This window comes from Mesorhizobium sp. CNPSo 4670 (genome assembly GCF_057784235.1).
In genome coordinates this window covers 469,960-482,282 of the sequence record NZ_JBWJFQ010000003.1, presented here as the reverse complement: position 1 = coordinate 482,282, position 12,323 = coordinate 469,960, and the positions used below count along the sequence as shown (strand labels likewise).

12 protein-coding genes, 1 tRNA gene and 1 pseudogene are annotated in these 12,323 nt (G+C 63.6%); 9 read left to right on the top strand and 5 right to left on the bottom strand.

The window, feature by feature from the left end; translation table 11 throughout:
• Both AC0ZT5_RS08720 and AC0ZT5_RS08715 read left to right on the top strand, forming a co-directional pair.
• The coding region (locus tag AC0ZT5_RS08720; protein ID WP_488496114.1) for a LuxR C-terminal-related transcriptional regulator at positions 1 to 131 on the top strand (131 nt) is incomplete at its 5' end.
• Positions 132 to 241: 110 nt separating this feature from the next.
• On the top strand, positions 242 to 1,108 hold the full coding sequence (locus tag AC0ZT5_RS08715) for an SDR family oxidoreductase (RefSeq protein WP_488496094.1): 867 nt from the start codon (positions 242 to 244) through the stop codon (positions 1,106 to 1,108).
• A 108-nt stretch (positions 1,109 to 1,216) separates the two neighbouring features.
• On the opposite strand, the pseudogene AC0ZT5_RS08710 reads toward AC0ZT5_RS08715, so the two are convergent.
• A pseudogene (locus AC0ZT5_RS08710) lies at positions 1,217 to 1,731 on the bottom strand (TIGR00645 family protein).
• 322 nt (positions 1,732 to 2,053) lie between these two features.
• Positions 2,054 to 4,297: an OmpA family protein gene (locus AC0ZT5_RS08705; protein WP_488496093.1), complete on the bottom strand. Its 2,244-nt coding sequence runs from the start codon at positions 4,295 to 4,297 to the stop codon at positions 2,054 to 2,056.
• A gap of 198 nt (positions 4,298 to 4,495) precedes the next feature.
• Here AC0ZT5_RS08705 and AC0ZT5_RS08700 point away from each other — a divergent pair, with 198 nt between their 5' ends.
• Entirely contained in the window at positions 4,496 to 4,942 is a 447-nt protein-coding gene (locus AC0ZT5_RS08700) for a YcgN family cysteine cluster protein (protein ID WP_095091722.1), read from the top strand.
• A 351-nt stretch (positions 4,943 to 5,293) separates the two neighbouring features.
• Entirely contained in the window at positions 5,294 to 5,671 is a 378-nt protein-coding gene (locus AC0ZT5_RS08695; protein WP_477300600.1) for a hypothetical protein, read from the top strand.
• Positions 5,672 to 5,921: 250 nt separating this feature from the next.
• Here AC0ZT5_RS08695 and AC0ZT5_RS08690 read toward each other — a convergent pair whose 3' ends face one another.
• Entirely contained in the window at positions 5,922 to 6,632 is a 711-nt protein-coding gene (locus AC0ZT5_RS08690) for an SIMPL domain-containing protein (protein WP_488496092.1), read from the bottom strand.
• Positions 6,633 to 6,767: 135 nt separating this feature from the next.
• On the opposite strand from AC0ZT5_RS08690, the gene AC0ZT5_RS08685 reads away from it, so the two are divergent.
• Positions 6,768 to 6,843 (top strand) — tRNA-Ile (locus AC0ZT5_RS08685).
• 425 nt (positions 6,844 to 7,268) lie between these two features.
• Here the strand turns inward: AC0ZT5_RS08685 and AC0ZT5_RS08680 are convergent.
• Positions 7,269 to 7,394, bottom strand: a complete 126-nt coding sequence (locus tag AC0ZT5_RS08680) for a hypothetical protein (protein ID WP_488496091.1) — start codon at positions 7,392 to 7,394, stop codon at positions 7,269 to 7,271.
• Positions 7,395 to 7,446: 52 nt separating this feature from the next.
• Positions 7,447 to 8,091 carry a GntR family transcriptional regulator gene (locus AC0ZT5_RS08675; protein ID WP_488496113.1) on the bottom strand — a complete coding sequence of 215 codons (645 nt, stop codon included), beginning with the start codon at positions 8,089 to 8,091 and terminating at the stop codon, positions 7,447 to 7,449.
• A gap of 321 nt (positions 8,092 to 8,412) precedes the next feature.
• On the opposite strand from AC0ZT5_RS08675, the gene AC0ZT5_RS08670 reads away from it, so the two are divergent.
• Genes AC0ZT5_RS08670 through biuH form a run of 4 tightly spaced genes read left to right on the top strand, consistent with a single transcriptional unit; the run spans position 8,413 to position 12,322 of the window.
• Positions 8,413 to 9,540 carry a BMP family ABC transporter substrate-binding protein gene (locus tag AC0ZT5_RS08670; RefSeq protein ID WP_488496090.1) on the top strand — a complete coding sequence of 376 codons (1,128 nt, stop codon included), beginning with the start codon at positions 8,413 to 8,415 and terminating at the stop codon, positions 9,538 to 9,540.
• A gap of 18 nt (positions 9,541 to 9,558) precedes the next feature.
• Complete coding sequence (locus AC0ZT5_RS08665; RefSeq protein ID WP_488496089.1) at positions 9,559 to 10,677, top strand: ABC transporter permease; 1,119 nt, start codon at positions 9,559 to 9,561, stop codon at positions 10,675 to 10,677.
• Complete coding sequence (locus AC0ZT5_RS08660; RefSeq protein WP_488496088.1) at positions 10,677 to 11,603, top strand: ABC transporter permease; 927 nt, start codon at positions 10,677 to 10,679, stop codon at positions 11,601 to 11,603. Before AC0ZT5_RS08665 ends, AC0ZT5_RS08660 begins: the two co-directional genes overlap by 1 nt.
• A 17-nt stretch (positions 11,604 to 11,620) precedes the next feature.
• The gene (gene biuH, locus AC0ZT5_RS08655) at positions 11,621 to 12,322 is read left to right on the top strand and encodes a biuret amidohydrolase (protein ID WP_488496087.1); all 702 of its coding nucleotides are present in this window, start codon (positions 11,621 to 11,623) and stop codon (positions 12,320 to 12,322) included.
• The last annotated feature ends 1 nt before the right edge of the window (position 12,323 follow it).

Here is a 12,323-nt window from a genome sequence, read left to right as displayed (position 1 = left end):
TCGCGCGGCGGCTGAACATTTCCGTGCACACGGCGAAGTTCCATGTCGCCGCGATCCTGATCAAGCTGGGTGCCGCCAACCGCACCGATGCGATCGCCATTGCGATGCGGCAGGGGCTGGTGCTGGTCTAGTTAAAAACCCTACGCAGCGTAACTCGGCAACCAACGCCTCAGGCCTTGCACTGCGGTCGCCTGCCGCGCAAAGGTTCGCGCCTGCCATGTTGCAAGGGAGGCACAAGGAAATGTCGCTCAAGGGAAAGACGCTGTTCATCTCCGGCGGGTCGCGCGGCATCGGGCTGGCGATCGCGCTGCGCGCCGCGTGTGACGGCGCCAATGTGACGATCGCCGCCAAGACCGCCGAGCCGCATCCGAAGCTGCCGGGCACGATCTACACCGCGGCTGAAGAGATCGAGCAGGCCGGCGGCAAGGCGCTGCCTGTGCTGTGCGACATCCGCGAGGAAGCACAGGTTGCCGAGGCGGTTTCAAAGACCGTCGAAAAGTTCGGCGGCATCGACATCTGCGTCAACAATGCCAGCGCCATCCAGCTCACCAGCACGCTGGAAACCGACATGAAGCGCTACGATCTGATGCACCAGATCAACACGCGCGGCACCTTCCTCGTCTCCAAAATGTGCATTCCGCACCTGAAGTTGGCTAATAATCCTCACATTTTGAATCTGGCGCCGCCGCTCGACATGAAGGCCAAATGGTTCAAGAACCACGTCGCCTACACGATGGCCAAGTTCGGCATGTCGATGTGCACGCTGGGCATGAGCGCCGAGTTCGCCAGGGACGGCATCGCGGTCAATTCGCTGTGGCCGATCTCGACCATCGACACGGCGGCGGTGCGCAATCTGCTCGGCGGCGCGACGGTGGCGGCGATGAGCCGTTCGCCCGACATCATGGCCGATGCCGCGCATGCGATCTTCATGCGGCCGTCACGCGAGGCGACCGGCAATTTCTACATAGACGAGGAGGTGTTGCGCGCCGAGGGCGTCAGCGACTTTTCCATCTATGCGCCAGGCGCGACCGGACCGCTGGCCGGCGACTTCTTCGTGCCGGACGAGGTGTTTGCGCGGACGGACACGAAGATCAAGCGGATCTATTAGAGGCTTGAGGCCGCCAGCCGCCAATCCTCGAGCCGCGGAAAATCCTGCTCATGCAAGGCGATAGGGTGCCTATCCTGCCGGATTGATTCAACGCCGGCAGGCGTCACCTCATGCCTCGTCCTTCTTGCCTTTGCTCAGGCCCATCAGCCGATCGATATAGGCGAGCATGAAGGCCGAGGCGACGAAGGCGAGGTGGATGATGGTCAGCCACATCAACTGGTCGGTCGAATACGAAGACGAGTTGAGGAACACCTGCAAGAGGTGGATGGAGGAGATGGCGACGATGGTCGAGGCGACCTTGACCTTCAGCGAACCGACGTCGATCGTGCCCAGCCAATGCACGCCGCCGTCTTCATCGTCGAAGCGGCTGACGAAGTTCTCGTAGCCCGAGATGATGACCATCACCACCAGCGAGGCGACCAGTGCGGCATCGATCAGCCCCAGCATCTTCAGGATCGTGTCGGTGTCGCCAAGGCTGAACGCCATGGTGACGAACTCGTAGAGCTTCTTGCCGAAGGACAGCGCGTAGATTGCCAGCGCTACGCCTAGCCCGAGATAGAAAACGACCAACAGCCATCGAGAAGCAGGATGATCGATTCGATGGCGAGTTCGAGACGCTTCATAGAGTGCTACCGGTTGGTTCTCTTGGGATAGTAGGCCGCAACGGGGGCGGCTCGTATTTCGGTCAGGTCGCCCCTGTTTGCAAGACAAAAAACCCCGCCGGCGAGGGACCGGCGGGGCTCAATGCGTCCCGCTGGAGTCGGGACGGGGCAGGGAACGCCCAATCCAGAATCTGGGGTGGATGCCCTCGCGATTCAATGAGCAGGCTCTAATGCCGGTACAACTCTTGTTGAACCTGGCACGCCGAACCATCCCCGGCAGGACCGGGGATGGTTGCTTTTCGTGTAGAGTCCGCAAACCAGGTCATGGTTTTGAAATCATGACCTAATTGTTGCTGGCCACCGGCGCCACCAGCGAGGTGATGCGGCGAATGGCGACGCGCCGGTTCTCGCGGTTGGGCGCGGCCGTGTTGACCTTCAGGTACTCCTCGCCATAGCCCTGCGTCGTCAGGTTCTCCGGCGGAATGCCGAAGGCATTGGTGAGGGCCTCCGCCACCGCTTCGGCACGGCGGTCCGACAAAGCGAGGTTGGCCTCCGGCGTGCCGACGGCATCCGTATGGCCTTCGATCAGGAAGGTCTCGGCCGGGTTCTTCTTCAGCAGCTTTTCCATGGCGCTGGCGACACCCTCGAGCTTCTGCACCTCGGTGTCGGAGATCGAGGCCGAGCCGAATTCGAAGTTCAGCGTGTCGAGGTCGACGCGGCGTGCAATGTCGCGCACCCGGGCCGAACGCTTGACCTCGTCGATCGAATAGAGGCGCTGGACCTTCTCGACAGGCGGCTGCTCGAGGAAAGTGTAGTAGTCGTCCGGGCTTTCGACGTCCTCGGAATCGAGAATGTACTCCCGCCGCGGGATGGTCAGTCGCATCGGCGGCAGGTCGTCGCCGGGATCGCGCCAATCGCCCTCATCCTGATAGTCCTGCTCGTCGACATAGCTCAGCACATATTCGCGGCCGTCGGGCGTGATGCGCGAACGCTGGATGACATCGCCGTAGCGGTTGCGGATGGTGACGATCTGGACGCCATTGCTGCGCTGGACCGTCTCGCGTATGCGGCCTTGCGGCAGATCCTCGTAGTAGACGTCCTTGGCGCCGCGGTTCATGCGCGGACCGTCATTGCTCTGGACAATCGTCTGGTTGTTGAGCTGGATGATGACGCGGTCGCCGATTTCCTTGAGCACGTCGACGCCCTTGGGGCGGCGGCGGTCGCGGATGTTCTCGTCCGGCGCACGATCGACGCGCGTGCCTTTTTCCTCCGTCACCGGGACGATTTTTTCGGCCTTGATCTCCTGCTGGGCGGCCTTGTCGTCGGTGGGCGGCGGGCCCTGATCGGCAGGCGCGACCACGGGCTTCCCGCCCTGATCGCCACCTTGCTGGGCGTTCTGCCCACCATTCTGCTGCTCGCTATTCTGCTGGCCGTTCTGGTTGGCGGGCTTCCTGCGGCCCTGGTCCTTGCCGCCCTTGCGCTCGGCATCCTTCTGGCTGTCCAGTATGGGAGCGGCGTTCGGATCGGCAGGCGCTTCGCCCTGGACAGGCGCCGTCTTGCCGCCATTGGCCGGCTGCTCGGCTAGGGCAGGCTTTTCGCCATTTGCCGGTTGTTGGCCCGTGGCAGGCTGCTCGCCCGTGACAGGCTGCTCGCCGGTGGCAGGCTGCTCGCCAACTAGTTTCTTGCCGTGCTTCTTGGTCTTGTCCTGAGGCTGCTCGCCCTGGGCAGCAGGCTGTTCGCCGGCAGGAGCCGGTTCGACCTTGGGCTTCGCCACTTCGGCCGGAGCTTGCTTCTCGGTCGGTGCCGGGGCAGCTTCCGGCACGACGGCCGGTTTGGCCGTTTCGACAGGCTTCTTCTGCTTCTCAGGCTTCTGCGCGGGCTCGACGGCCGGCGCTACCGTGGTTGGCTCGGCCTGCTGATCCTGCTTGTGCTTCTTGCGCGGCTTGACTTGCTCGCCCTGCTGGTTGTCGTTGGCCGGTTCGGCCTGGCCGGCAGGAGCTGGCGCCTGCTCGGTCTGCTGCTGCTGTTCGCGCTTTTTCTTGCGCGGCTGCTGCGCCTCGGCGGCTGGAGCGGCCTGTTCGGCGGGTGCCGCTTCGGCTGGCGCCTGCTCGGTCTGCTGCTGCTGATCGCGCTTCTTCTTGCGCGGCTGCTGCGCCTCGGCGGCCGGAGCGGCTTGCTCGGCTGGTGCCTGCTCAGTCTGCTGCTGCTGATCGCGCTTCTTCCTCCGAGGTTGCTGCTCTTCGACAGCCGGAGCGGCCTGCTCGGCAGGGGCGGACTCCGTCTGCTGTTGCTTCTCACGCTTCTTGCGCGGCTGCTCCTGCTCGGCGGGTTGCTCGCCCTGGGCGGCGGGCGCCGCCTGCTGCTCAGGCTCGGCCTTCTTCCGCTCCTTTTGTTTTGGCTGCTTCTGTGCACAGGCTTCGGCCGATTCGCCCTCGGCGCACTCTGCCTGCGCCAAAATGAACGCGGCTGACGTGTGCTGGGCGGGGCCGAAGGTGGCACTTCCCTGAAGCGGGAACGCGCCCAACGGCGCGGATGCCATCAGCAGGCCAAGTGCGGTGCCTGCCAGAATCCGTGGTTGGCGTTTCATCGAAAACTCTCCTTGTGGGGTCCCATCCTTGCCGAAACCGATCTTGCGCCGATTGGTTCCAGTTTGGTTGCGATAGACGCCGTACGGGGCGATTGGCCGGCCTTTTGAAGGCAACTTCGTGTCATTCACCCTGGCGACCGCCGCATTCCGGCCGCTACCGCGCTTGACCTTGCCGGCGGCTGGGGCCACATGCCGGGAATGGAAACGCCATTCTGGAAAACCAAGGCGCTGGAGGCGATGAGCCCGGCCGAGTGGGAGTCGCTGTGCGACGGCTGCGGCAAATGCTGCCTGTCAAAACTCGAGGACGAGGACACCGGCGAGATCTACTGGACCAGTGTCGGCTGCCGGCTGTTCGACGCGCAGAGCTGCCGCTGTTCGGACTACGCCAACCGGTTGGCGCGCGTTCCCGACTGCGTCGGGCTGACGCCGCAGAACGTTCGCACCATCAGCTGGCTGCCCAGCACCTGCGCCTACCGGCTGGTGGCCGAGGGCCATGACCTCTACTGGTGGCACCGGCTGGTGTCGGGGAGCGCCGAGACCGTGCATGAAGCCGGCATGTCGATGCGCGGGCGGGTCAAGGCGAGCGAGACCGATCTTGCCGAGCCGGAAGACTATTTTGATTACCTGCTGGACGACGAGCCCTAAAGCTCGCGTAGAGACGATGAGCCGTAGCGCTCGCGTAGAGACGATAAGCCGTAGCGCTCGCGTAGAACGGCGAGCCGTACGGCTCGCATTGGAGACGAGAGCCATAGGGCTCCGCGTTGGAACGAACAAGCTGGTCTTCAGCCAATCAGCTGGATTGGGACCCGGCACTGAGTGAGGCGTTTTGGGGCATTCACCCCTGCAGTGGACGATGGTAGATGGCCGGCGAAATCCTTTTCCGCCACATGAACCGGAGATGAACGGCCGGTTCGCTATGAGTTCAGACAGCCAAGTGCATTCTCCCCCCATCGGTTCACGAGGACGGGCGAAAGCCCGCAACAAGGAGAGAAGACAATGTTCAACACGATCAAGACGGCAGCCCTTTCGGCTCTGGTCGGTCTCGGCACGCTGGCCGCCATCCCGGCCCATGCCGACAGCCTCTATCTCGGCTTCGGCAACAACAACGACACGCGCTTCGGCGTCTATGCCGGCGACGACGGCTATCGCCATCGCCGTGATGAACGTCGCGGCTGGGGTGATGAACGCCGCGGCGAATGGCGCCGTGGCTGTTCGCCGGACCGCGCGCTCGACAAGGCCGAACGCATGGGTCTCCACCGCGTCCGCATCCTCGACGTCAACCGTCGTACCGTGAAGGTGATGGGCCGACAGTACGGCGACCGCGTCGTCGTCGTGTTCGCCAACGATCGCGGCTGCCCGGTTATCTATCGCTGAGGCCGGGTCCGGCTTGAATACAAGGGCATGATCTCCTTCAAAGATCAGCCTGGCGGCATGACCCTCATCGAGGGTTAGCCGGGCAGCACGATCTTCTGCGAAGATCAGCTGGGAGTAGCCGAGCCCCTTTCCTGCTGGAAGGGCGTGGCTCGAAAACCCCGCGGGAGCAATCCCGCGGGGTTTTTCATGCAACGTGTTGGCCATGGCTGGATCCATGGCCGAGCAAGCCCAGCCATGGATCGTCAGGCGCCTACTTCAGTTCGAAGGTGACGGTGACCTGGACGTTGTAGGAATTCTCGCCGGCCTGCACCGGAGCCGCGCCCGCCGCGGCATCGAAGGCCTTGGCGTTGATCGGCATTGGCGTCGGGGCGATGTTCTGGTCGGTGATCTCGAGCACCCGGCCGAGGCTGACGCCGGCGGCCTCGGCAAGCGTCTTGGCCTTGGCCACTGCGTTGGCCACCGCCTTCTTGCGGGCCTCGGTGACGGTCGCTGCCGGGTTGTCGTTGGTGAAGGCAATGCCGCCGCCCTGGTTGACGCCAAGCGACACCGCCTTGTCCAGAATCTCGCCCGTCTTGTCGACATCGCGCACCCGCACCGACAGCGTGTTGGTCACCTGATAGGCGACGAGTTCGGCTTCCTGGCTGCCATCCGGCTTGTTAGTGTAGTTGTAGCGCGGGTTGATCTGGATGCTGGCGGTCTGCAGGTCGCGGTCCTTGATGCCAGCCGACTTCATGGCGGCGATCACGGCGGCCATGGCGTCGTTGTTGGCGTCGAGTGCCGCGCGTGCGGTCTTGGCTTCGCGCATGACGCTGAGCGTCAGGATCGCCAGATCGGGGGCTACGGTTGCTTCGCCTTCGCCCGACACAATGATGCGGGGTGGCGTCGGCAAATCGGTGGCTCCAGCCATCGCCGGAAAAGCGATTGCAGCGGCGAGCGCGAGAGGCAAAAGGCGTCTGGTCATGAAAATCTCCTTGGTCTGCGATCAAAGTCGCAGAGGTCGCGTAGAGCGCGATTATGGGTTGATTTGGGCGATCCGTGGAAGCCCGACGGGAAAGCCTTGTGCGGCGATGCGAAAAACATTAATCCAGCCCGCGTGGGGCCTGTAGCTCAATGGTTAGAGCCGGCGGCTCATAACCGCTTGGTTGGGGGTTCGAGTCCCTCCGGGCCCACCAAAATACCCATCTAAGTTACTGATTTTATTAAATTATTTTTTCTTTGCCCACACCATGGACTCGAACCCCCCATAAAAATCAAATCGGATTGTGTTCGGGAACGATTTCGGCGACTGCAGCGAAGTTGATCTTTGAGTCGTTCCGGATATGCCAGTCTATGGCCCATAGTTGACCTGCACCAGCCGCATGAGGGCGGCGACTTTGAGCCTCATCTCGGTCATTAAGGCCAGCGGTACCATTGCCCTAAGCGGACATTGCCGGCGACCGCACAGGACCTCGGTTGAACCGGCATCGGACGCAGATTGGGTGTTGCGAAGCCGAATAGAAGTCGTGTCACAATCGTCGGAGCCGATCAGGCCAATTCGCAGTTTGATCAGAACTAATCGGTCATGGAAGAGGGGCGGGATTTCTCCCGCCCCGTTTCGTTACTTTGCGATACAGGTGTCGGCCGTCTCCGGCGTGCAGACGTCAAGTGCCGTGTAGGTCGGATCGGTCGGAGCCGGCTTGCCGTCCTTCATGTCCTTGAGCGCGAACATGGTCTTGTAACCCATTTTCGAACGGACGCTGACCGACCTGGCCGAGGTTTCTGGCTGTTCGGAATTTTCAGGCCACGCCCCGCCGAATTGGCTTGCGATCATCAGTCGCGAACACCGCGCTCGCCTCGCTGACGAGAGAGACATGGTCCCTGGCGGCCTTGCCCGCAGCCACGCTGTCTCCGCGCATGATTGCGGTGACAATCAGGTCGTGTTCCTGCCAGGATTTGGCCAGCCGTCCGGGCAGCATGAACTGGGCGCGGCGGAAGGGTGCCAACCGGCTGCGTGTCATCACGGTGAGATCGTGGATATGCGTATTGTGGGCACCACGATAAAGCCGGCTGTGGAACTCGGTGTTGAAATACTCGTAGTCCTCCTCGGCGCCCAGCTGAACCATCCGCGCTGAAGCCTGGTGCTCGATCTCGAGACCGCGGCGCTCGCTGCCGGTCATGCGCTCAGCCGAGAAGCGCGCGCAGATCGCCTCGAGTTCGGCCATGCTCTCGAACATCGAGGCGAGATGCTCCTGCGTCACGACGGCGACGATAGCGCCCCTGTTGGGTCGCCTCTCGACCAGGCCCATGGCGCTGAGCTGGCCGAGCGCCTCCCTGACCGGGGTGCGTGATACGTCGAAGCGGGCGGCGAGCGAGGCCTCGTCCAGCTTTTCGCCGGGGCGCAGGTAGCCGGTGACGATCCGGTCGCCGATCGCCCGCACCATCTGATCCACGGTCGTGCCCGACCTGATCAAGCTGCGCTTCGCCGACAAGTTTCCTCCGTCGCGTCTTCTCGTGGAGTCGGCCGACTCGTCGGTCCTTCGACTCGATATGCCCTCTATGCCTCCATTTTAATCTGCCTGTCAAACTGGCTATTTTCAAGGCAAAAAGTGCATGCAATTGCCTCTGCTGTGAGCAGGAGCTTTCGATATGATAGCTGATTTTATTGGATAAAGTTCAATTATAAAACTGGCACGATGATTGCATGCACTTGCTTGACGGCATGTTAACCGACCCAAAAAGGGTCCCAAAGGGGAGCATTCACCATGACCGACAGATTCATGCTTAACCGCCGCCAACTGCTCAAGACCTCCGCGGCGGGAGCCGCACTCGGCCTGGCCTCGGCATCCTTTCCGATCAGCCGTGCCTTCGCCGCGGCCGCCACCGTCGGCTTCATCTATGTCGGGCCGAAGGACGACTATGGCTACAACCAGGCGCATGCCGAGGGTGCGGCGGCGCTGAAGGGCATCGAGGGCATCACCGTCGTCGAGGAGGAGAACGTGCCGGAGACGGTCGATGTCCAGAAGACGATGGAATCGATGATCAACCTCGACGGCGCCTCGCTGATCTTCCCGACCTCCTTCGGCTATTTCGATCCGCACATGCTGGCCATGTGCGCGAAATTTCCCGACGTGCAGTTTCGCCATTGCGGCGGCATGTGGAACAAGGACAAGCATCCGATGAATGCCGGCTCCTATTTCGGCTATATCGGCATGGGCCAGTATCTCAACGGTGTCGTCGCCGGCCACACCTCGAAGACCAAGAAGCTCGGCTTCGTCGCCGCCAAGCCCATTCCGCAGGTGCTGCTCAACATCAACTCCTTCCTGCTCGGCGCGCGCTCGGTCGACCCGACGATCACCTGCCAGGTCATCTTCACCGGTGAGTGGTCGCTGGCGGTCAAGGAGGCGGAAGCCACCAACGCCCTGGTCGATCAGGGCGCCGACGTCATCACCTGCCATGTCGACAGCCCGAAAGTGGTGGTCGAGACGGCGGCCGGGCGCGGCGCCTTCGTCTGCGGCTATCACGCCAACCAGAGCCCGCTGGCGCCGGAAAAATACCTCACCGGCGCCGAGTGGAACTGGGCCAAGGTCTACAAGATGTTCGTCGACGATCTCGTCGCCGGCACGCCGCTGCCCAATTTCACCCGCGGCGGCCTGGCCGACGGCTTCGTCAAGATGAGCCCGCTCGGCCCCGCCGTCGGCGAGCCGGCGCGCAAGCAGTTCGACGCCACGCTGGCCGAGATCATGAAGGGCGGCTTTGCCGTCATCAAGGGCCCGCTGAAGAGCAACAAGGGCATCGTCGTCGCCACCGAGGGCCAGGCGTTCCCCGAAAACGCCATCGAACTCGAAAGCATGGACTATCTGGTCGACGGGGTCGTCGGCTCGACCGCCTGACCTGAGGGGAACGGGGCGATGACGGATACAGTCAGCAGTGCGCCGGCCATGCTCGGAGCCAAGGGATATCCGGCGACGCTCGAATGGATCGCCAGACGGGCGGAAGCATTCGTCATTCCGCTCGTGGCGCTGGTCGTCGGCATGGCGCTGTTCAGCCTGTTCATCGCACTGGTCGGCAAGTCGCCGATCCTGCTCTACGAGACCATGTGGCGGGGCGGCTTCGGCTCGTGGTTCTCGATGCAGAACTCGCTGTCGCGGGCCGCACCGCTGTTGCTGGCGGCGCTCTGCGTGGCGCTGCCGGCCCGGCTTGGCCTCGTCGTCATCGGCGGCGAGGGCGCCATCGTGCTCGGCGGCGTCGCCGCCGCGGCAATCGGCGTGGCGCTCAGCGGCGCGCCATCGTCAATCGTCATTCTTGCCATGGGCGTGGCGGGCATGGCCGCCGGCGGCATCTGGATCGGTGCCGTCGGCGCGCTGCGCCATTACCGGGCTGTCAACGAAACCATTTCCAGCCTGCTGATGGCCTACATCGCCATCGCGCTGATGAACCAGCTGGTGGAAGGGCCGCTGCGCGATCCGGCCTCGCTCAACAAGCCTTCGACGCAGCCGCTGGCGGACGTCTACCGCATCGGCGACATTCCGGGCATGGACGTGCATTGGGGGCTGGTCGTTGGTGTCGTCGCCTGCGTTCTCTCCTGGGTGCTCATTGAAAAGACCCGCTGGGGTTTCGCCGCCCGCATCGCCGGCGGCAATGTGCGCGCGGCGCAGGTGCAAGGGCTGGCCGTCGGGCCGCTCATCGTTGGCTTCACCGCGCTGGCCGGTGGCTTTGCCGGGCTTGCCGGCATGCTGGAAGTCGCTGCCGTGCAAGGCAGCGCCAATGCCTCGCTCGCCGCCGGTTACGGCTACACCGGCATCCTCGTCGCCTTCCTCGCTCGCCACAACCCGCTGGCCATCATCCCGGTCGCCATCCTGCTTGGCGGTATCGACGCCTCCGGCGGGCTGATCCAGCGCCGCATGGACCTGCCCGACGCCACCGTGCTTGTGCTGCAGGGCATGATCTTCATCGTCATCCTGTTCAGCGAAACCTTCTATGGCCGCTTCAAGGCCTTCAATCCCGATCTTTGGAAGGGAGCCGGCTGATGGACGCGACCGAGATCGGCCTCTGGGGCGTGCCGCTCGCCATCCTCGGCGGCGCCATCCGCGTGTCGACGCCCTTCATCTTCGTCTCGCTGGGCGAAGCCATCACCGAGCGTTCCGGCCGCATCAACCTGGGGCTCGAAGGCACGCTCGTCTTCGGCGCCATGACCGCCTATGCGGTCGCGGTGATGACCGACTCGCCCTGGCTAGGCCTGCTCGCTGCAGCCGGCGCCGGCCTGTGTTTCGGCCTGTTCCATGGCTGGATCTGCAAATTCCCGAAAGTAAACGACATCGCCATCGGCATCGCGCTGATGCTGTTCGGCTCGGGCCTGGCCTTCTTCTTCGGCAAGCCGTTCATCAAGCCGAAGGCACCCAATTTGCCGGCCATTCCCTTCGGCGGCTGGTCTGATATCCCGCAGGTGCAGGCGGCGCTCGACGTCAACGTGCTGTTCCTGATCGGGGCTGTGCTTTCGCTCATCCTGTGGTGGGCGTTCCGCAACACCCGCGCCGGCCTCATCGTGAGGGTCGTCGGCGACAGTTCGGACGCCGCACGCGCTATGGGCCTCAACCCCGATACGGTGCGGCTGCTGGCCACCGGGGTCGGCGGTGCGCTGGCCGGCATCGGCGGCGCCTATCTGTCGCTCTACTATCCCGGCAGCTGGACCGAGCGCATCTCGTCGGGCCAGGGCCTGATGGCCGTGGCACTGGTGATCTTCGCACGCTGGAACCCGCTCGGCTGCTTTGCCGCCGCCCTTCTGTTCGGTGGGGCGGGCGCGCTCGGCCCGGCGCTGCAATCGGTCGGCGTCACGCAGGGCTATTACATGTTCTACGCCGCTCCCTACATCCTCACCTTGATCATCATGATCGCCACCTCGTCACCGACACGCTCGCTCGCCGGTGCGCCGGGCGAACTGTCGATAACCAAATGAGACTGGAGTTTTTTGCCATGAACGCCAGAGCCGAAATCACCCAGCGCTACATCGACGCGGACCCCTATCCATGGCCCTACAATGGCGAACTTCGCCCCGACAACACGGCGCTGATCATCATCGACATGCAGACCGATTTCTGCGGGCCGGGCGGCTATGTCGACCATATGGGCTACGACCTCTCGCTGGTGCGCGCGCCGATCGAGCCGATCAAGTCGGTGCTGTCGGCCATGCGCTTGAAAGGCTATACCATCATCCACACCCGCGAGGGCCACCGGCCCGACCTCGCCGACCTGCCCGCCAACAAGCGCTGGCGCTCGCGCCGCATCAATGCCGGCATTGGCGACCCGGGCCCCTGCGGGCGCATCCTGGTGCGCGGCGAGCCGGGTTGGGACATCATCCCCGACCTTTACCCGATCGAGGGCGAGCCGATCATCGACAAGCCGGGCAAGGGCTCGTTCTGCGCCACCGACCTGGAACTGATCCTCAACCAGCGCTGCATCGAAAACATCGTGCTCACCGGCATCACCACCGATGTCTGCGTCCACACCACCATGCGCGAGGCCAACGACCGCGGCTTCGAATGCGTCATGCTGGAGGACTGTTGCGGGGCGACCGACTACGGCAATCATCTCGCCGCGATCAAGATGATCAAGATGCAGGGCGGCGTCTTCGGCGCGGTGTCGAACGCGGCGTCCTTCGTCGCCCAGCTGCCGTGAG

Coding starts and splice junctions, on each gene's coding strand:
- AC0ZT5_RS08695 (WP_477300600.1), top strand. CDS start 5,294: ATGTTCAACACGATCAAGACGGCAGCCCTTTCGGCTCTGGTCGGTCTC.
- AC0ZT5_RS08675 (WP_488496113.1), bottom strand. CDS start 8,091: ATGGTGCGGGCGATCGGCGACCGGATCGTCACCGGCTACCTGCGCCCC.
- AC0ZT5_RS08670 (WP_488496090.1), top strand. CDS start 8,413: ATGACCGACAGATTCATGCTTAACCGCCGCCAACTGCTCAAGACCTCC.
- biuH (WP_488496087.1), top strand. CDS start 11,621: ATGAACGCCAGAGCCGAAATCACCCAGCGCTACATCGACGCGGACCCC.
- AC0ZT5_RS08660 (WP_488496088.1), top strand. CDS start 10,677: ATGGACGCGACCGAGATCGGCCTCTGGGGCGTGCCGCTCGCCATCCTC.
- AC0ZT5_RS08705 (WP_488496093.1), bottom strand. CDS start 4,297: ATGAAACGCCAACCACGGATTCTGGCAGGCACCGCACTTGGCCTGCTG.
- AC0ZT5_RS08680 (WP_488496091.1), bottom strand. CDS start 7,394: ATGGGTTACAAGACCATGTTCGCGCTCAAGGACATGAAGGACGGCAAG.
- AC0ZT5_RS08715 (WP_488496094.1), top strand. CDS start 242: ATGTCGCTCAAGGGAAAGACGCTGTTCATCTCCGGCGGGTCGCGCGGC.
- AC0ZT5_RS08700 (WP_095091722.1), top strand. CDS start 4,496: ATGGAAACGCCATTCTGGAAAACCAAGGCGCTGGAGGCGATGAGCCCG.
- AC0ZT5_RS08690 (WP_488496092.1), bottom strand. CDS start 6,632: ATGACCAGACGCCTTTTGCCTCTCGCGCTCGCCGCTGCAATCGCTTTT.
- AC0ZT5_RS08665 (WP_488496089.1), top strand. CDS start 9,559: ATGACGGATACAGTCAGCAGTGCGCCGGCCATGCTCGGAGCCAAGGGA.